Raw genomic sequence first — 20,606 nt, 5'->3', positions numbered from 1 at the left:
CTCCTCTTTTTAACGCCTTTTTAATTTATTGATTACATCCATTATCCATTTTAGAGAATTAGAAATTCTTTTAAAAAAATGACTCCCTTTTATTTTAAACGATTTTGGTACAGCTTTCCAGATATATTTTCCTAAATAAGTAAATGGTTTAAGAACAATTTTAAGAAGAACCCTCAGGATTTTTACTAAAAATAAAAAAATTTGCAGAGTGAACTTCCCCAGCACGACAATTATTGTAAATATGAATGTAAAGAACATAACGACCGGCTTTATAATCACATTACTGAACAGTTTTACTCCGAGTCGGTATGTGCGAACCAATAGCTGGATCAACCACTCAAGCAGCCGATTATATAAATTTTTTAGCAGACTTTGATAAAAAGCAAAACCGCAAAGAAGAGCTAAAAAAATATAAAAGCGTATTTCACCATTATTTACCAGGTAAAGGATATAAAAGGTAATGAGCGCTTGTACTATCCAAAATAAAATATCGTTCATGCCTCGTACAATGACATTTCTTTTTGAACGGTTAAATAAGCGGCTATACGTGTCCAAAGCCGCCCCAAAGTAACTGCCCATTCCAACCATGGCTAGCATTGTGTAAAATTGTACTGTTAGACTCATTTGAACAACTTGCTAAAGAATCCCTTAGCTTTATCTCCCTGGTGATCTTCTAGGTAGACGAGGTCAAATATTTTACCTTTGATAGAAACTATCCCTTTATCCACATCCAAGTTTTTCATTTGTAGATTTTGACCGCGAATAGCTAAATAACCCATGACCGTTTCTAATAGGAATTCTTCATTATCGAAGCTTTCTACTTGCTTCACACCTGTTATATCCAGAGTTTTACGTCCTCTCATAATTACATCATGATCTTGCACGACAGGTTTTTGATTTTTCGATTGATCATAATATTGGTTCACCATTCATCCCCCGATTCAATCTTGTTCTCATTCTTATAAAATAGTTATGCTCGTCCGTTCTAGATTAGAACAGAAATTAGCATTGGGGGACAAACCTAAATGAAATAGACAGGAATGTAAAAAGCTATTTTATTTATTAGTTTTCTTGATTTATCCGCTCATCTTTCATAACGGTATACATTGAATCCGCATCTTCTTTTCGTGTTGTTTCTTGCAATTTTTCAATCTTCACGGTCATAAGTCTTTGTCCAAATCTGATTTCTAATTCATCCCCGACATTGACTTCGGAACTTGCTTTAGCTGTTTTTCCATTGATTAAAATTCTTCCCTGGTCCGCCACTTCTTTTGCCAAAGTTCGCCTTTTTATCAATCGGGATACTTTTAAAAATTTATCTAACCTCATAAATTTGTCCAGTCCTTTCTTTGTTGTTGCTTACAAACCACTTTCTTTCGCTTCATTCCAAAACGAATCCAGTTCTTCCAACGTATAATCCGAGAATTGTTTTCCGGCTTTATTTATTTTTTCCTCGATGTATTGAAACCGTCTTACAAATTTTTGATTGGCGCGAATCAGTGCTTCTTCCGGATGAATGGACAGGAACCTGGCTATATTTACCATCGAAAAAAGCAGATCACCATACTCCAGTTCAATTGCGTCTTTATTAACCCCACTGTTAACTTCTATTAGCCATTCATCTAACTCTTCTTTTAATTTCTCGATGACCGGTTCAATTTCCTGCCAATCAAAACCAAAACTTTTCGCCATTTTTTGCAGTTCATAGGCTTGTAAAAGTGCCGGCAACCCTTTTTTAACCGCGGCAAATCGTGTTTCTTCTCTTCCTTCTTCGTTTTGCTTAATGTCTTGCCAATTCGACAAAACTTCATCGACCGTTTTTGCGGCTTTATCGCCGAATACATGGGGATGTCGGCGGATCATTTTACTAGTGATTGCTTCGATAACATCATCAATGGTAAAGTATCCTTCATCTTCACCAATTTGAGCATGCAGCATGATTTGTAATAAAACGTCACCGAGTTCTTCAACCATATGGTCATCATCATTTTCATCAATCGCTTCAAGCAATTCATACGCCTCTTCAATTAAATATTTTTTTAACGATTGATGTGTTTGTTCCCGATCCCACGGACATCCGTTGGGACTTCTTAAAGTAGCTACTACTTGCCGCAAATAAGTAAAATTTTTATAAAGAATCCTTTCATCTTTTACCGGTGGGATATATAAACTCGTTAAATTACTGAATGAAAATTCATGATCCAGTAGATATAAAGGTACTTTTTTTACAGATTCAGCGGCACTGCCCGCATTTGCCACAATATAGATTTCATATGTGTCGGGTACTAACTCCATTAATTCCAATTTTACATTTGATGCAACCATTTGATCATATACTTGCGCGATAATCATATGTTGCGTCAACTGAACATTATATTTACTGAAATTTGTTCCATCCAACAGCTGGAAACCTTCAATTGGGTCAATCCGGACTGCTTGAAACAATGCATCGAGGAAACTTTGTCCACCAGCCAATTCAATTTCAATCCCCATCTCTTCCCCGCGTTCAAGTAATAATTGAACCGTCCTCTCCGCAACTATAGGAGCCCCTGGAACAGCGTACACGATATCTTTATCCGAAGCTTCCGAAAATAATTTCTCAACAATTTCCTCGTACACATCCGTAAATTGTTGATTCTTCTCATAAATCGCATCAAAGGAAAAATAGGCAACTCCTTCCTGTTCAAGGCTCTCAACAACGGGATGTTCTTTTGTCCGTAAAAACAATAGATAATCATTTTTCAATAAGTTATAAACACCTAGGGGAAGTTGATTAATATCACCAGCCCCAAGCCCAACAATAATAATTTTAGTCACGGTTAACCCTTCCTTCTTTTAACAAAAATTGAAGTCTGCTTCCGAATGGTAAAAGGATTATTTCTTCTTTGGAAAAAATACAGCCACGGATAATCGAGATGAAAAAGACAACCGCCCCAATCACAGCAGCACATATGGCAACAAAAGCGGAAAAGAGACGGACTCCGTGAAAAAGAGGAGCAAAAACTCGGCTAATCATAAAAAATAAAGAAATCGTGATCGTCATAATTGTTAATGATTTTATTAAAACGATCACAAAGCGCCAATTGACCAGTCGAGTATCAATGGTTTTTCGTAAACGATATATTAATATTACAGCCATCAGCAACAAGGCAAGATTACTGGCAATCGCCGCACCCATCGTACCCAATTCAAGTATAAAAAACCGATTTAATAAGAGCTTCATAAAAAATCCCACAATCACAATATATGCCGGAAAATATGTAATATCAAGTCCTTGCAAAACTGATATGATGGTTGTACAAATTGTCGCGAAAAAAACAACTAGTACAAATATGCGCAAAACATTTGAACCCCATTCGTTTTCAAATAACATCACATTCAAATCATTCATAATCAAAATCAAACCGGTTGTCGCAGCAGAACTGACAAGAAGGCTAATTTGAAAAGCAAAGCGAATATAGCCCGTCATTTCTTCACTTTTTCTTTTCATCGCAGCAACAAAAGGGACAACAGACAATGACAAAGATATGGCTAAAACCATTCCCAGCTGTACTAACGGTTGACCCCGATCATAAATCCCCTTCATCACTTGTGCTTGTTTTAAAGCCATTCCGCTTTCTTTTAGTAAAGGAACCATTTGAAAAGAGTCTGCCAACTGAAATAATAATAGCGTTAAACTGCTTATGCAGACGGCAATCCCTTCCGTCCATACCATTTTCATAATTTTAACAGAACCTTTAATGCTATTCCAAAAATGTATTTGACTTTGGTGATTATGATGGATAAAAAATGCAACTAAAATCATTGCCCCGCATAAACTTCCAACCACTGAAGCAAACATCGTCCATTTTCCGATCCCGTACAATGTAAAACCTTTGGCAGTTAAAAGAAAGGCCAAAATCAGAATAAGAGAAACCCGGACAATTTGTTCCCCCAGTTGAGAGATTGCAGTCGGCGCCATAAATCCTTGGCCTTGAAAATGCCCCCGCATAACAGATACGAGCGGAATAATTAAAAAGGTTAAGGACACCATCTTCAACAAAGGTTCTAACCGGGGATCCCCCATCAGTCCGGCAAAAAATGCTGAACCAAAATAAATGACAAGGAATATAAGAAGGCAAATCGTTGAAACAGAAACAAATGCCGGAAATATTATTTTTTTTGCTGCTCTTGTATCACCTATACTAATCTTTTCCGCATACAATTTTGAAATAACAACAGGAAATCCGTATGTGGCAAAAGAAACCGCTATCCCATAAAACGGGTATACTTGCTGATATATGTAAAAGCCAACATCTCCAACAATATTTTGAAACGGTACACGATAAACAGCACTTAATATTTTTGATAATAATCCCGCTACTGAAAGGATCGCTGTCCCTTTCAGCAATAGCTTTTTCGAATTATCTTTCTCCTTTTTCATAAATACACCTGCTAAATAATAATGAGACTCTCATAAATAGGGGCTTTCCCCTCGGATGTTAGTGGAACAAAAGGCAATAAATAATACCAACCTCCATTTTATTATAAAACAATAAAAGAAGACAGACTTCCTGCCTTCCTAAAAAATATTTATCTCAATTAAGTTTTTTATCCACCTTATGTAGTGACCATATCATCCCCCGCCCCTAATCAGGGGATGAATAGCCATCATAGGGTAGTCAAGCTCCAACCTCAAGACTTAAAAGACCGCTATTCACCGGAAAAATTCCCGCTGATTAAGATCACTTTATTGTTCCATTTGTCTTGCTAAAAATCCTGCGGCTGTCTCGGCTGCTTTTTTTTCGACTTCACCTAATGTATTATCCTTAGACATTATAATAACTGTACCAATTGGGTCACCGTTAGCAATAATTGGGCTGATCGTATAGGAAGTCAATGTTTCTTCATTGCCTTCCACAAGCGAAATCGTGGTTTCATTCGTTTCTAAAACGGTGGATCGATCGGCCATGACCTTCTCTACAGACTCGCTAATATTTTTGTTTAAGTACTCTTTTTTCGACCCCCCTGCTACAGCAATAACCGAATCACGATCACAAATTAAAACGGTACTCCCAAGGCTGTCAAATAAAGCCTCTGCATATTCCTTGGAAAAATCACCTAATTCACTGATTGGAGAATATTTTTTTAAGATCACTTCCCCATCACGGTCAACAAAAATTTCTAACGGGTCTCCTTCACGAATTCGTAAGGTTCTCCTAATTTCCTTTGGTATTACAACACGACCTAAATCATCAATTCGACGTACAATACCAGTTGCCTTCATCTTAAGTTGCCTCTCTTTCTTATGATGATTTTCTTGCTGATGTCACAGTTACGAACGGATATATTATTCCAAAACAAGGCCCGACCAAGCGGAATACCAAGTGTAAATGGAATCATCATCCTTATATACAATTATTATCTTTCATATGGTAAGTTCTATACACAAACTAAAACTTTTTCTTATAGTAAGAATAATTGGAAATACTGGAAACAACTGTACAGTATAATTTATCCTCTTTTTATAAAAACACTAAACATAATTCTTTCTTGTATTCATTTGGATTCGTTCCATCAGTTTCTATATGATTTTCGCCACTATTTTGGTTTCTTATACAATAAAAAGGGCTAACCCCTTTATTGACAAATAAGTTAAAGTCAATTCAGAAAATTACACAAAAGGAGGTTAGCCTATACACCATATTCTATTATGATACTGTTTTTACTTCCCGTTCAACGGTTTGCGGTAATCCTTTTAAAATCGATTCAAGAGTAGAGAACCAATCTTGTTCGATTTGACTATTGTTATAGATAACGATTTTAAACTTTTCCCCTTCCATACCGTAACCTACCATGCGACCATATGGTTTACATAGTTCCACAATGTCTTTAATTTGAATGTCTTTCGTTACCGTTTCAGTAAAGATCAGATGAATTCCATCTTTATCCTTTTTAATCAATTCAATTCCTGCCTGTTTGGCGTAAATTTTAATCTCGGAAATCAAAAATAAATTATTTACTTCTTCCGGATAATCTCCATATCGATCAACCATTTCATCTTGCAATTCATGTATATCTTCCATGTTAGCAATTGCCCGGAACCGTTTATACATTTCAATCTTTTGGTAACCGTCATGAATATATTGATCCGGTATATAAGCGTCTATTTGAAGATCAATTTCAACCGGAAAATCTTGTTTGTCGGGTTCGTCACCTTTTCGTTTTTCTATCGCTTCTTTCAACATTTGTGAATAAAGATCAAATCCAACTGATTCGATAAACCCATGTTGTTGTGCCCCCAACAAATTTCCCGTCCCGCGTATGGATAGATCACGCATTGCTATTTTAAATCCTGAACCTAATTCAGTAAACTCCTTAATGGTTTGTAATCTCTTTTCGGCTACCTCAGTAAGGACTTTATCTTTACTGTAAGTAAAATACGCATAGGCGACCCGGTTAGACCGTCCGACTCGACCTCGTAATTGATAAAGTTGGGAAAGACCCATACGATCTGCATTTTCTACGATTAATGTGTTGACATTCGGGATATCTACTCCCGTTTCAATAATGGTCGTACTAACTAATACATCTGCTTCACCATTTAAAAAGCTTAACATAACATTTTCCAGTTCCATTGCATTCATTCTTCCATGCGCATAAATAAATCTGGCATCTGGTACAAGCATGGATAGTTCCTCAACTTTCCGGTCAATATCATCAATATTATTATAAACATAGTAAATTTGACCGTGTCTGGCCAACTCTCTTTCAATAGCCTCTTTTACAAGACCGGGGTTCATTTCCATAACATATGTTTGGATAGGAAAACGATTTTCCGGCGGTGTTTCAATAACGGACAGGTCACGAACGCCCAGTAAAGACATATGGAGTGTCCTCGGAATTGGTGTTGCGGTTAACGTTAAGACATCCACATTTGTTTTTAATTTTTTAATTTTTTCTTTATGAGTTACACCAAATCTTTGCTCTTCATCAATGATTAATAGTCCAAGGTCATGATAAGTAATATCTTTAGATAATAAGCGATGGGTACCAACAATAATATCAACGGTTCCATTTTTCAGACCTTTAATCGTCTCCTGCTGATCTTTACGTGTACGAAAGCGACTTAATACACCAATTTTAATCGGATAATCTTGAAATCTCTCCCGCATTGTTTCATAGTGTTGCTGTGCCAAAATCGTTGTTGGTACAAGAAAAGCCACTTGTTTGCCGTCACAAATTGCTTTAAAAGCAGCCCGTAATGCCACCTCAGTTTTGCCGTAACCAACATCGCCACATAAAAGCCGATCCATTGGGCGCGGTCTCTCCATATCTTTTTTAATTTCGGCAATTGACCGTAATTGATCTTGCGTTTCTTTATATGGAAATGTTGCTTCAAATTCCCGTTGTAATTCAGTATCCGGAGAAAAGGCATACCCAACAGAGGCTTCACGTTCTGCATACAATTTAATTAAATCCTCAGCAATATCCTGAACAGAAGATTCAACCTTTCTCTTTACGCGCTTCCATTCAGATCCGCCCAGTTTATACAGCTTTGGTTCTTTTCCTTCCGTACCGACATATTTTTGTACAAGATTAATTTGTTCAACAGGAACGTAAAGCTTGTCAGTACCTTGATATTTAATTTTCATATAGTCTTTATGGATTCCGTTAATTTCCAGCGTTTCAATTCCTAAATACTTACCAATCCCGTGATTCACATGAACTACGTAATCCCCGATATTGAGCTCCGAATAACTTTTAATCCGTTCTGCATTGGAAATTTTTTGTGTTCGGTGAGAATGTTTTTTTACCTTTTTATTAAATAATTCTCCCTCAGTAATAACGGCTATTTTCTCCATCGGGAATTCAAATCCGCTGTTTAACTGTCCTTTTATAATTTGCGTCTTTCCTATAATTAGCTGTTCGCCGTCCCAATTATTTACCGCTTCAATTGAGTAATCCGCTAAAACACTTTCAATTTTCTCTGTCCGACTATCATCCGCCCCTAAAAAAATAACTGTATATCCGCTTTTTTTCCAACGTTCCATTTCTGATTTCAACACGTTCATTTGTCCGTGGAAATTTTGCATTTGTTTACTGGATAAATTTAATATATTTTGCGGACTTGTATGTTGAATATGACGTAAAAAAAGTGAATAATAAACAATCGGTTTTTTCGAACCATGTAAGATTTTCCATACATCATGGCTGATTGTTACCGAATGAATAACTTTTCCTTCATCCAATAAATTTGTGTGCCATTCAGCTTCTTCCTTATCAAGTGTTTCTTTCATTTCACTAACTCTACTGATTTCATCCATAAATACGATGGAATTTTCACTTATATAGTCTAGTAAACTTCCTGGTTTTTCGTAGGCAAATGATAGATATTTAAAAATCTCATCAGGAATTTGTCCGGATTGCAGCTGCTCAATTTCATGTTCGGTTTGGGTAACAAGAGATTCTTTTACCTTTTCATCTTTTATTTTCTTTAAACTATCAGCCAGAGCTTTTTCAAGTTTATCCGCTATTCGTTGAAGATGATCCGGCTCTAAAATGATTTCTGTTGCCGGGCCAATTGTCACTTCCGAAAGTTTTTCCATAGAGCGTTGGTTATCGATAGAAAAATACCGGATGGAATCAATGACATTGTCAAACAGCTCAATTCGAATCGGATTGCTTTCTGTCAATGAATAAATGTCAATAATACCGCCACGAACACTGAACTCCCCGGGTGCAGTAACCATTTCTGAACGTACGTAACCCATTTGGACAAATTTTTGAATGGATTGTTCCAGATTAATTTCATCATCCAATTGCCACTGAATGATATGTTCAGCCCATATTGCTTTTGGGGGTAAAATTCTTCTTATACCGGCGATGGGCGCTATAACTACACCCTTTTTGTTGCTATTCAAAAAATTTAATGCTTCAATTCGCTGCGAACGTAATTCAGGACTGGATATGCCCAGGTCGGCGATTGTCAATTCATTTGCCGGATATATGAATACTTCATCTGATATAAGATGAACCAAATCTTCATATAGCTTTTGTGCTTGCAATAAATTATAAGTGATGATCAGAAGAGGCATATTCATCTTTTGATAAATACTAGCCATAAATACGGTTCTAGCCGAATTAGATAAACCGGCAACAAGTTGTTCGTTTAATCCTTCATTTATTCCGCTTGTAATCGACGCAATGTCGTCTTTTTGCATTAAAGTGGTTAATAACCCTCTCATTCTTTTGCCTCCTCTCCTTCTCTTGGTGTCATCTATTATGAATGGTGATAAGTACATGTTTGTCTAACTTTCACTGCAAATCAAAGAGTAAAGTCGGCAACCTTTACACAAATTGTTGCCGATTTTCTCATAAAGTGAAACTTCCATCAGTGGTAACACTGATGGTTAGTTAAACCGATCGGACATTTACGGCACTCATCTTGAGGTCACTGAAAAACTACTTGAATAGATTTACTAACACAATATATAGTATGATAAAACCCGAAAATTCATCTAAATACAGTGTTTAGCGAGATTATTTGGCACTTCCTCAGCCGCCTCACTCATCTTCCACCTTTTTCTTTCATTTACTTAAGGCCCTCCGAACGAGTCGGATGTATGCAGGCAGCAAATTATTGCCCGCTAAAAGTGGGATAAACAGAAAAATGCTTTGGATCTCCAAAGCTAATGGATAATATAGTCATGTTCATAATTACTTGGATTTATTGTAAAGGATTCATGGCAATCTTCGCAAATACTTTTTACTTGGATATTTCCGTCCGGTTCATATTGAATCATGTTCATCCGTTCACTTTCGGTTAATTTATGAAAACCCAATGTCTCATAGTCAATTATTTTATTTTCTAGAGTTCCAATTTTGGTACCACAATAACGACAAACATAATGGATACTCATCTTATGCACCCCTTGAATGGTAAATGAATTTATTTATGTTTATATTTATTATTTACCGTCCAAGGATAGTTTATTCTCTTATTTTTACTATAACAATAATAAATTTTCTTTCCTACTCATTTCACCTATTATATATATTCATAACCTCAATAAATGGTTTCTCGAGCCATGTTTCACACGCTTGGGCACTTTTCTCAATTACTTCTGCCATAATTGGTTTTTCGTCATTTATGAATTTTCCCAAAACATAGTCAACAACTTCAACACCCGGTTGTGGTTTGCCAATCCCGATTCGAATTCGATTAAATTCTTTAGTCCCGATTAACTTAATGATCGATTTTATGCCGTTATGACCAGCCGCGCTTCCTTTATAACGGAGACGGATTTTCCCGGGTGGCAAATCCAGTTCGTCGTAAATAACAAGTAAGTTTTCATGGGAAATTTGATAATAATCCATAATTGCCCGAACTGCTTCACCGGAAAGATTCATATACGTCATAGGTTTTAATATAATGACTTTTTCCCCGTTGACCATCCCTTTACCGAACAAGCTTTGAAATTTTGCCTCATTCAAAGGAATATTCCACTTTTCCACTAATTTATCAATAACTTTAAAACCGATATTATGTCTCGTTTCTTCATATTGTTTCCCCGGATTGCCTAAACCGACAATTAATTTCACTCCAATGCCCTCCTCTTGATTGAGGAATCATCTCCGGTCGTCAATCAAGCCGTAATTTTTTCTGTTAATTTACTTTAAATGGCCTTTAGACCGCTTCCATTGCATCCGGCGAATGTAGAGATTCCCAGAAAATATCTGAGTTGCATCTTTAGGTAAATGTTTCCTAATCACTGAAAGAGGGGCTGTCCATTATTACTAGTTCGATTTTCTTTTAAGGATTTCAACGTAGTACATCGACATTCCTTAAAAAAGAACCAGCCATGGAGCAACCCTCCTAACCTATTCTTCCCTACCTTCCAAGTTTTCCGGTATACCCGGCTCTTGTTCTTCACCGGTACTGATTTCTTCCTCTTGTCTTGGCGGTAAAATAGAAGCAATTACCTCATCATTCTCATGATTTATTTCAAATGGATATTGCTGCCTTATTTTACCAACTGTTATCGTTTCACCTACTTGTAAATGGGTTACATCTACTTCAATTGCATCCGGAAAACGATTTACATTGGTAGTGACCGACAAATCGAACATTGACTGCTGAAGGACACCACCGTCTTTTACACCTTCCGCATCATTAACTAAAACAATGCGGACATCCGCTGTTATTACACTTAATGAATTTACAGCTAAAAAATCAATATGAATAATTTCTCTTGTAATCGGATCAACTTCATAATTTCTCACAATGGCCTGCTGTCTTTTTCCGTCAACATCAATGGTAAATATACCATTTTTACCAATTTCGTTGAATTGTTTTTTGAAATCCAATTTCTCAACTGAAATCGGTGCATTACTTACATTTTTTCCATATAAGATTGCCGGAATATTTCCATTTTCCCGCAATGAATTCAGAGTAGCTCTCGTTTCTTTTGATCTTTCTTGTGCATATAAAACTGCTTCCATTGTTTTGGACACCTCTTTTTTTCGTTCAAATCTACAATTATAATATGTCCAAAACTTGGTATTAATAATCAAACGATCGCCAATCATATGTCTAATGCATTAACTTATAGGATTAAAACAAATCACTTACCGAGCGGTGTTCAAATACCCGTACAATTGCTTCACCTATTAAAGGGGCAACAGATAATTGTTTAATTTTTTCTATCCTTTTTTCCTCACTTAAAGGAATGGAGTTGGTTATAACAAGTTCTTTTATTTTGGAATGTGCAATCCGTTCAATTGCCGGCCCGGATAAAACCGGATGTGTACAACAAGCATAAACTTCACAAGCACCTTGTTCAACGAGTGCATTTGCCGCAAGTGTAATCGTACCGGCTGTATCGATAATATCATCAATGATTATAGCTGTTTTTCCTTCAATATTCCCGATAATATTCATTACTTCTGCTACATTTGGTCTTGGACGCCGTTTATCGATAATTGCAATCGGCGCTTTTAGACGATCGGCCATTTTTCGTGCACGGACAACACCACCGTGATCAGGGGAAACAACGACGATATCGTCAAAATTTTTATTTTCAAAGTACTCAGCTAAAATAGGTACACCCATTAAATGGTCAATTGGAATGTCAAAAAACCCTTGAATTTGAGGAGCGTGCAAATCCAAAGTAATCATGCGGGAAGTTCCGGCAGTTTCTAATAAATTTGCAACAAGTTTAGCAGTAATTGGTTCCCGGGACCGAGCCTTTCTATCTTGGCGTGCATACCCGTAATAAGGCATAACTACATTGATTTTTCTTGCAGAAGCTCTTTTTAACGCATCAATCATGATCAATAATTCCATTAAATGTTCATTAACCGGATTACTTGTCGATTGAACAACAAAAACATCACAACCGCGAATACTTTCTTCAATATTGATTTGAACTTCTCCGTCGCTAAAACGGTTAACAGTACATTTTCCAAGACTGACCCCAATCTCTTCGGCAATTTCACTTGCCAACTCCCGATTGGAATTTAACGAAAATAATTTCAACTTTTTATCTGGGTACTGGTTAGACATGATGAACCTCCTGGTTAACCTTTTTTCATTCGATTTTTCACATAATTTTCCTTATTAACCTGCCGTGCGCGGGCAATGGATAACGAATCTCCCGGTACATTGTCCGTTATTGTTGAACCGGCTGCTACATATGCACCCTCACCGATTTCTACCGGAGCAACTAAGTTCGAGTTGCATCCGATGAACGCACCATCTTTTATGATTGTTTTAAATTTATTTACACCATCATAATTAACAGTAATTGAGCCACATCCGATATTTACATTGCTGCCTACATTAGCATCACCTATATAGGATAAATGTGACGCTTTACTTTTTCTACCAAATTCCGTCTTTTTAATTTCGACAAAGTTGCCGATACGAACTTCATCATGAATAAGAGATTGCGGTCTGATATGTGCAAATGGACCGATTTGAACGTCTGAACCAATCTTGCTGTCATGTGTGACAGATTGACGAATTGACGTCCGATTGCCAATATCGCAGTTTAATATTTCAGAATTAGGACCGATGATGCAATCTGTACCAATAACCGTATTCCCTTTCACCATTGTGCCGGGATATATGACTGTATCCTGACCGATTACTACCGTTGCATCGATATAAGTTTGCTCCGGATCAATAATGGTTACACCGTTACGCATATGTTTTTCATTGATTCTTTGTTGCATAATTTTACCTGCCTGAGCTAAAGCTACTCGATCGTTGATACCAAATATTTCGGTAAAATCATTTGTTGTAAAAGCTGTTACCGTTTGTCCCGCGTCTTTTAAAATTCCAATAACATCCGGCAAATAATATTCATTTTGTGCATTATTATTTGTCACTTTTTGTAAAGCATGAAATAAGGATGCATTATCAAAGCAATAGGTTCCTGCATTTATTTCCTTTACTGCTTTTTCCTCATCGGACGCATCTTTATGCTCGACAATTTTTTCCACATACCCTTGCTCGTTTCTAATAACACGACCATAACCGGTGGGATCTTCTGCAACTGCAGTAAGAATTGTTGCCTTTGAATGATTGTTGATATGATAGTCAATCATCGCTTTGATCGTGTCAGCTTTCAACAAAGGCGTGTCACCACAAACGACAAGAGTAAGACCTTCTTTATCCTGCAATAAATCCCTTGCTTGCATAACAGCATGTGCCGTACCTAATTGTTGTTCTTGTAAGACAAATTCCGAGTCATCTTTTAATTCATTTTTGACCTCATCTGCACCATGGCCGACAACCGTAATGATTTGGTCAGCACCTATTTGTTTCAATTCATCAATGACATGCCTAACCATTGGTTTCCCACAAACAGGATGCAATACTTTATAAAGTTTTGATTTCATTCGGGTTCCTTGACCTGCTGCTAAAACTATTACATACTTCTTGGACATATGCACCCTCCACTTTTACCTTTTTATCCACTATTGAATATATCTCAATCAAGACCATATTTCAAGGAAGGATTTGCTTGAAAATATTGCAAAACTTCAACGAGCGGCTCGATCATCGAGTAATGAAAAAGAACACAAACTACCTATGACACATCCTTATGGAACACTTGGATAGTCGTATCGTAACCTCCCAAATCAACAGGGATCGGTCATTTTCTATCCATCTGTGCAATTGCCAATCTTTAAAACTTCAAGTATAGGTCTTTTCGTGACCTTAGTGAATGAATAAACAGGATATGTTTTGGTAATGATTGGAAGCCTAATAAGCGGGAAACAAAAAAAGAGCCTTACACACTTGTAGGCTCTCGGTTGTTATTTTTTTCAGGATGCCCCGGCTTCTTCCAACTCTACTTCTACTTCTCCTAAACGATGGTACTCAGATAACACCGCTTCTTGTATCTTTCCTCTTGTAGTAGAGTTGATCGGATGGGCAATATCTCTAAATTCACCGTCCGGCGTACGCTTGCTTGGCATAGCAACAAACAATCCGTTATTGCCGTCAATAACACGGATATCATGGACGACAAATTCATTATCCAATGTAATTGAAGCAATCGCCTTCATTCTCCCGTCCGTATTCACTCTCCGTAATCGTACATCTGTTACTTCCATTCGTTTCACCACCTTAAAGTAGACTTAATAATAGATTCTACAAATTTTTTTAGATTCCTTCTTAAACTAAGGAAATTTTTTTAATTTTTTATGTAAATTCAACTATAACATCCTTATGATAAATAAATTTAAATTTTTATAAAAATAACAGCAATAAAGTGAAGCCGTTTGTTAGTTGAATACATCCGGATGCAAGTGGGAATTCCCTTTCCCACAAATCTTGCCGCTAAGCGCGGAATCAAATTTATTTAGTAAAGTAATTACCTTCATGTACAGAAATTCTTTTTTCCTGGACATCGACATTTGATAATTTGACAATCGATATGTACTGATCAACCAGTCGATCTTCCACCTCTTCTGATTCAACAAGAACAGCAATACCGGCATAACTCGCTTGAAATTCATCCAACAAACTAATCATCCCGCGTATGGTCCCGCCGGCTTTCATGAAATCATCGACGATTAACACCCGAGAACCCTCTTTCAAACTCTTTTTCGCCAAAAGCATTGTCTGGATTCTCTTACTTGATCCTGTTACATAATTGATACTTACCGTTGAGCCTTCTGTTATTTTTGCATCTTTACGAACAATAACGACCGGGACATTTAAAAATCTTGCGGTTGCATATGCTAATGGAATCCCTTTAGTCGCTACAGTCATAACCGCATCAATTGGTTCATCACAGAATTTTGATGCAAACATCCGCCCCACTTGATCCATAATCATTGGGTTGCCGACTATATCAGCCAAATATAAGTAACCGCCGGGTAAAAGACGATCAGGTTCTGCAATTAACTGGCATAAATCAGCAACAAAAGGTTTTACCAGGTCTTGTTTCACTTTTACATAATACTTAACTCCTCCGCTTGCTCCCGGAATCGTCACCAGTTTCCCGATCCCTTGTAGATCAAATATTTCCTTTAGTATGGTTAAATCCTCACTTATCGATGACTTCGCCGCTTGATACCTTTCGGAAAAAAAAGTTAATGAGATCAAGTCTCTTGGATGGTTTAACAGATAATTCGTCATGTCAATTAGTCGTTCACTTCTTTTCCAACTCATACGTTCACCTCCATAAATCCGAATAATAATATAAATATGATATACTAATATTCGTATTTTATCAAGATACCCAAAATATATCAGGGTACCAAATTCTCTTTAACTGAATTCATTTCGTTTACCTAATAACCGTACAGCATAAACTTGATGACAATAACCCCTCAGTCCATTATAAAGTCTCTGCATTCTGGAATCGTGCTGGACAAGAGCAAATACGGTTGGTCCGCTCCCACTCATTAATACCGCATCCGCACCAAACCTTTTCATATCGTCTTTCAAATGTTTTACTTTCGGAAAATATTTGAATGTCACTGATTCAAGAACATTGCTTAGATTGGCGCATATTCCATGGTAATCACCTTGATAGATTGCATCTACCATTGCTTTTGTATTCGGATGAATGACTCCATTTAGATTCAGATGTTCGTAAACTTCCGCCGTGGAAACACCTATTGCCGGTTTTGCCAAGACGACCCAACAATTAGGCGGCGGCGGTAACGGTGTTATGATTTCTCCCCTTCCTTTTGCTAATGCCGTTCCACCATAGACACAAAATGAAACATCTGAACCAATTTCCGCCCCGAGTTCGGCCAGTTCATCCAAAGTAAGTCTTAAATCCCATAGTTTATTCATCCCTCTCAGAACAGCAGCTGCATCACTGCTTCCCCCGGCAAGTCCGGCTGCAACAGGGATGTTTTTCTCAATCGTAATGGAAGCACCGGACTTTATATTAAAGCGATCCTTCAATAACTTTGCCGCCTTATATGCCAAGTTTCGATCATCGTCGGGAACAAACCGAGTTTGCGAATGAATAACAATCCGATCATCATTAAGTAACTCCAGTTCCAGGCGATCAGCCAAATCAACGGTTGTCATGACCATTTCCAATTCATGATATCCATCAGTACGCTTGTAGAGGACATCCAACGAGAGGTTTATTTTTGCTGGAGCTTTTACAAGAAGTTTCAACACGTCCACCTACTTTTAAACATTATGTATAATTTTGTATTATTTTACCATATAACAGCAAAAGAAACGAATCGTGTTAAGGGGGAAGTATTTAATGATTATTTTTTCAAGTGAAATACTTCACTAAACTCAGGAAATATTTTCCTCATACGAAAGGCATATAAAAATCCGAGGATAAGACCTCGGATGTTGTCACAGTAAATTTTGTTGTTCATATGGTGGACTTTGAAGAATTACTGCCGATTTTTCATCTGCTCTTCCGCAATCTCTATGGCACGTTTTACCATATTTCCTGCATCTCTTGCCCGAATGCCGCCCCATCCTTCTTTTTCAACGACATCGTAGAAACCAAGCTCTTTGGCCAATTCTACTTTCATTTCTTCAGACATGATTCCTCTTCTCCTACCCACAACGACAACCCCTCTCATACTGTGACATGTATAGTTTAATCTGAAATACATTTAGCATACCCGGTAATAACAACCAAGCATTCCAAATAAAACAAATAAAGAAAACTCGGCGACTGCCGAGCATTCAGGCGACGGCAGAGCCGCAAGAGCACTTATACTTAATTCTTAAAATGTCCAACTACGTCGAATTCGCTTCTTTGCTGGAAATTTATATATTCTTAACGTATAAAAAAGGCAGTAACCCAAAGGTAACTGCCTACTATACTAACTCTTGCTTGTCTTCATAAAATGTAAGTTGTACAGTCTGTGTTAAAATATCCGCATAACTGTAAGATACTCGTTCAAATGAATTCTCATCTTGATCTAATTCAATAACAAAAACGGCTGGATATGTTTCAGCTAATACACCTGTTCGTTCAATCGTTTTTTTTCGTCCACCGTTAGCTTTTAACATAAGACGTTTCCCTAAATTTCCATCAAGACTTTTTTTAATATCTGACAATGTTCTTGGCATATCTTCTACACCTCACTAAGCCCTATGATAACAAATTTACAGGTTTTTGTCAAGGATAAAACTAAAATTATATCAAGGATAAAAAATGTTTGTCAATAACTTTTATGTCATTTTTCAACTTTTTTCGACCCCATTATTCTTACCGATTTTTCATAATTTTATGTACCCATTGTTCATTAATTTCACTAAAGAAAAAATTTTTTTACAGTAACGGAGATCAGATGATTCCAGTCATTCATTTCGAAAGGATAAAGTGAGATTTCAATCAACGGGGAAATCCTTATCCCCACTGAGTGTAAAAAATTCCCTCAAATGTATGAGGGAATTCTCTCCCGCCTATCTTCCTCATTGATTTCATTCTTGAGGTAGGCATTTTAACCAGCCGTTATGAGTGGGATAAAACAACGGATTTAGTCAAATTTTGGATGATATGGCATCCCCATTCTTAAGACACCTTTTGTTTCAATCCCACCGACACCTTTTTCCCCGGTAATAGTGTTCCGTAATATTTCCCATACATGGACACGCTCCGTAAACGGGGTATAACTTAACTTTGAAACGATATAGACGGGATCTAAAGCATGGATATTTACCCTTGCCGGCGAACTCGCAAAATTAGCTCCGGCTGCAATTAACGATTCAAAATGTGATTGACACGCACCGGCAAAAATAATTAATTGATCTAAATTTGGATATTTATTTCTTATTTTCTTCACTGTCAGGACAAAGTCTTTTGAATGACGATACGAATTAATATCACTTTTTTTACCTTTTTGCTGAGAATACGCATCATGACCCGTAATAACCAATATATCAGGTCGAAACTCATCGACCCATTGGGGGACTTGATCAGGCATATTTTTTTCATCACAGTAAAAACCTGAAACCGGAACACCAATTTTCCGATACATCGCTAAACATTTTTTTAAGTAATTTGGATCTCCATCGACATGTAACACTCTTCCGGGAATTTGAAACAATTGAAAGTCCGTATTATAACCAAGCGAGGTTTCATACTCCTGTTTTTCAAGAACAGCTTGATAATCTTGGCGAAATAAGTATAAGGATTGCTCTTCCAATTCACGGAACGGGGCCAAAAGTTCATTTTTCATACGGGTATCAAGGACGATTAAGTCCTCAATCGGTGCATCGGCAATTAGTCGAATATCCTCTCCATATAAGAGCGCAAAAGTACGACCTCGCTCCTCATATACTCGGATTACCCGAAACGGAATATCACATTTATATGATTTTCTACCCACTATTTGATTGATTTTTATCCCATGGCCTTCACTCCATGTCTTAAAATAAAAAGGCTTTTATAAGATATGCAAACAAAAACCACAGGGTGTATGAATATTTAGCAGGACGATAAATTCACTCAAAACTGTTTTTGTCCCTTATCCTGAAACCTTAAATTACCAACTACGTCTTATTGGCAACCTCGTTGAAACTTGAGCTTAACGTAAAAAAGGTTGCCGTTTTTCATTTTTTCCCGACAACCTGACCATTTTAATATTATGCAAAATATGGAAGTAGTCCATCACTTAATTTTGCAAATTCTTCAATTGTTAAAGTTTCCCCTCTTCTCGTCGGATCAATCTCTGCCTTTTCTAATGCAGCCATAATCCGCGCCTTTTTCTCTTTGCCATTTTCAAGCTGGCTAACCAAATTATTTAAAATTGTCTTCCTTCTCTGGGCAAAACTAAATTTGACAATATTGAAAAAGAATTGTTCATCCTTGACAGCGACAACAGGCTGATCTCTTTTCGTCAATTTCACAACCACCGAATCCACATTTGGTTGCGGAATAAAAACCGTTTTTGGTACATTCATGACAATTTCAGCCGTTGTATAATATTGAATGGCTATTGTTAAAGAGCCGTAATCTTTTGTTCTAGGCTTTGCAGTGATTCGGCTGCCTACCTCTTTTTGCATCATAATAACCATGGATCGAAATGGCAAATGGTCCTCTAGACATTTCATAATAATCGGGGTTGTAACATAATACGGGAGATTGGCAACAATAGCGATATCCTTCACCTCTTGAAGATAGGTTTCAATTGCTTGATGAACATCGGCCTTCAGGAAATCTTGGTGAACAATTGAGACATGAGGATATGGCGACAACGTATCTTCTAAGACCGGAAGCAATCTCTGGTCAATTTCAAAAGAAAGTACTTTTTTACATCTTTTTGCCAATTGTTCTGTAAGAGCACCAATTCCTGCACCTATCTCAATGACCCCGCTCTCCGAAGTAATTTCAGCATGGTCTACAATATTATTTAAAATATTTGTATCGATTAAAAAATTTTGCCCAAGGCTCTTTTTAAAAGTAAATCCGTACTTTTCCAGGATTGCCCTCGTTCGTAGTGGTGTGGCGATATCTCTATCCATTTTGTTCCTCCTGAAAAATTTTATTGATCGCTTCTAAAAATAACTCTCTTGATATTTGAAACATGTTTAGTCGCTTATGCAATTGCTTTCCGTTTGTATATCCAATTTTTAGAAGCTCCCCTAATCTTTCCCTTCTCCATTTTGAAGATGCATCCCCAATGAGACGATAGTAAACTAAGTCTTCTTTTGTAATTTTCTCTTCGGGCTCTATTTCCATCCGATGAGCATCTTTCAAAGCAGTACGGATCGCTTCCGGGGAGGCATGTTCTACACCAATCCCTCTTCCTAATTTATCTCTTGCTTCATGTTTTGCTAAAAAAGCATGTTTACAATTTGGTATGCGATCAGTAATGGTTTTTCTTATTTTCTCACCCGGGAAATCAGGGTCGGTAAAAATAATGACTCCGCGTTTTTCCGCAGCCAATTCGATTTTTCTCAAAGTTTCCTCATTTATTGCAGAACCATTCGTTTCAATTGTATCCGCATCAATCGCCCGTTTAATGGCAACAGTGTCATCTTTTCCTTCAACAACAATAATTTCCTTTATTTTCATAATTCCTCCATTGTTAACCACATATAAATATCGCAATTTCTATTATGATATTTTTCCATAGAAAAGTAAAACGCAGAGGGAGTGTTCCCTCTG

20 protein-coding genes are annotated in these 20,606 nt (G+C 37.1%); all 20 read right to left on the bottom strand.

The window, feature by feature from the left end; genetic code table 11:
- Positions 1-9 precede the first annotated feature (9 nt).
- The 20 genes from yabQ to rnmV all read right to left on the bottom strand — a co-directional run bounded on the left by yabQ (position 10) and on the right by rnmV (position 20,513).
- Complete coding sequence (gene yabQ, locus NSQ14_RS00330) at positions 10-624, bottom strand: spore cortex biosynthesis protein YabQ (protein ID WP_343127212.1); 615 nt, start codon at positions 622-624, stop codon at positions 10-12.
- On the bottom strand, positions 621-926 hold the full coding sequence (gene yabP / locus NSQ14_RS00325; protein WP_034766886.1) for a sporulation protein YabP: 306 nt from the start codon (positions 924-926) through the stop codon (positions 621-623). The genes yabQ and yabP overlap by 4 nt, the downstream gene beginning before the upstream one ends.
- Positions 927-1,062: 136 nt before the next feature.
- Complete coding sequence (locus NSQ14_RS00320; protein ID WP_034766884.1) at positions 1,063-1,329, bottom strand: RNA-binding S4 domain-containing protein; 267 nt, start codon at positions 1,327-1,329, stop codon at positions 1,063-1,065.
- A gap of 30 nt (positions 1,330-1,359) precedes the next feature.
- Positions 1,360-2,817 carry a nucleoside triphosphate pyrophosphohydrolase gene (gene mazG / locus NSQ14_RS00315; RefSeq protein ID WP_328185626.1) on the bottom strand — a complete coding sequence of 486 codons (1,458 nt, stop codon included), beginning with the start codon at positions 2,815-2,817 and terminating at the stop codon, positions 1,360-1,362.
- Positions 2,810-4,423 (bottom strand): polysaccharide biosynthesis protein, encoded by a 1,614-nt coding sequence (locus NSQ14_RS00310; RefSeq protein WP_346216746.1) that lies wholly within the window; start codon positions 4,421-4,423, stop codon positions 2,810-2,812. Before NSQ14_RS00310 ends, mazG begins: the two co-directional genes overlap by 8 nt.
- A gap of 306 nt (positions 4,424-4,729) precedes the next feature.
- Positions 4,730-5,266, bottom strand: a complete 537-nt coding sequence (gene spoVT, locus NSQ14_RS00305) for a stage V sporulation protein T (protein WP_034766878.1) — start codon at positions 5,264-5,266, stop codon at positions 4,730-4,732.
- A gap of 424 nt (positions 5,267-5,690) precedes the next feature.
- Positions 5,691-9,227, bottom strand: a complete 3,537-nt coding sequence (gene mfd, locus NSQ14_RS00300) for a transcription-repair coupling factor (protein WP_346216745.1) — start codon at positions 9,225-9,227, stop codon at positions 5,691-5,693.
- Positions 9,228-9,671: 444 nt separating this feature from the next.
- Complete coding sequence (locus NSQ14_RS00295) at positions 9,672-9,902, bottom strand: anti-sigma-F factor Fin family protein (RefSeq protein ID WP_034766873.1); 231 nt, start codon at positions 9,900-9,902, stop codon at positions 9,672-9,674.
- Between the two features lie 121 nt (positions 9,903-10,023).
- Positions 10,024-10,584 (bottom strand): aminoacyl-tRNA hydrolase, encoded by a 561-nt coding sequence (gene pth / locus NSQ14_RS00290; protein ID WP_034766871.1) that lies wholly within the window; start codon positions 10,582-10,584, stop codon positions 10,024-10,026.
- 279 nt (positions 10,585-10,863) lie between these two features.
- Positions 10,864-11,484 carry a 50S ribosomal protein L25/general stress protein Ctc gene (locus NSQ14_RS00285; RefSeq protein ID WP_108897187.1) on the bottom strand — a complete coding sequence of 207 codons (621 nt, stop codon included), beginning with the start codon at positions 11,482-11,484 and terminating at the stop codon, positions 10,864-10,866.
- 112 nt (positions 11,485-11,596) lie between these two features.
- Positions 11,597-12,547, bottom strand: a complete 951-nt coding sequence (locus tag NSQ14_RS00280; RefSeq protein ID WP_034766865.1) for a ribose-phosphate diphosphokinase — start codon at positions 12,545-12,547, stop codon at positions 11,597-11,599.
- 14 nt (positions 12,548-12,561) lie between these two features.
- Complete coding sequence (glmU, locus tag NSQ14_RS00275) at positions 12,562-13,935, bottom strand: bifunctional UDP-N-acetylglucosamine diphosphorylase/glucosamine-1-phosphate N-acetyltransferase GlmU (protein WP_034766862.1); 1,374 nt, start codon at positions 13,933-13,935, stop codon at positions 12,562-12,564.
- Positions 13,936-14,316: 381 nt separating this feature from the next.
- Complete coding sequence (gene spoVG / locus NSQ14_RS00270; protein ID WP_033826373.1) at positions 14,317-14,607, bottom strand: septation regulator SpoVG; 291 nt, start codon at positions 14,605-14,607, stop codon at positions 14,317-14,319.
- Between the two features lie 244 nt (positions 14,608-14,851).
- Positions 14,852-15,670 (bottom strand): pur operon repressor, encoded by an 819-nt coding sequence (gene purR / locus NSQ14_RS00265; RefSeq protein WP_034766860.1) that lies wholly within the window; start codon positions 15,668-15,670, stop codon positions 14,852-14,854.
- A gap of 99 nt (positions 15,671-15,769) precedes the next feature.
- Positions 15,770-16,639 (bottom strand): 4-(cytidine 5'-diphospho)-2-C-methyl-D-erythritol kinase, encoded by an 870-nt coding sequence (gene ispE, locus NSQ14_RS00260; RefSeq protein ID WP_108897186.1) that lies wholly within the window; start codon positions 16,637-16,639, stop codon positions 15,770-15,772.
- Between the two features lie 233 nt (positions 16,640-16,872).
- On the bottom strand, positions 16,873-17,049 hold the full coding sequence (locus tag NSQ14_RS00255; RefSeq protein WP_034766855.1) for a small, acid-soluble spore protein, alpha/beta type: 177 nt from the start codon (positions 17,047-17,049) through the stop codon (positions 16,873-16,875).
- A gap of 259 nt (positions 17,050-17,308) precedes the next feature.
- Positions 17,309-17,563 (bottom strand): biofilm formation stimulator Veg, encoded by a 255-nt coding sequence (veg, locus tag NSQ14_RS00250; protein ID WP_033826366.1) that lies wholly within the window; start codon positions 17,561-17,563, stop codon positions 17,309-17,311.
- Between the two features lie 410 nt (positions 17,564-17,973).
- Positions 17,974-18,843 (bottom strand): sporulation peptidase YabG, encoded by an 870-nt coding sequence (gene yabG / locus NSQ14_RS00245; protein WP_341288956.1) that lies wholly within the window; start codon positions 18,841-18,843, stop codon positions 17,974-17,976.
- Positions 18,844-19,081: 238 nt separating this feature from the next.
- A complete protein-coding gene (rsmA, locus tag NSQ14_RS00240; RefSeq protein ID WP_346216744.1) occupies positions 19,082-19,960 on the bottom strand; it encodes a 16S rRNA (adenine(1518)-N(6)/adenine(1519)-N(6))-dimethyltransferase RsmA in 879 nt (292 codons plus the stop codon).
- The gene (gene rnmV, locus NSQ14_RS00235; protein WP_251241830.1) at positions 19,953-20,513 is read right to left on the bottom strand and encodes a ribonuclease M5; all 561 of its coding nucleotides are present in this window, start codon (positions 20,511-20,513) and stop codon (positions 19,953-19,955) included. The genes rsmA and rnmV overlap by 8 nt, the downstream gene beginning before the upstream one ends.
- Positions 20,514-20,606 lie beyond the last annotated feature (93 nt).

This window comes from Caldifermentibacillus hisashii, from assembly GCF_039654145.1.
In the GTDB taxonomy this organism is placed as follows: Bacteria; Bacillota; Bacilli; order Bacillales; family Caldibacillaceae; genus Caldifermentibacillus; species Caldifermentibacillus hisashii.
Note: the sequence above shows the minus strand (reverse complement) of the source record. Positions and strands in the feature narration are given on the sequence as shown.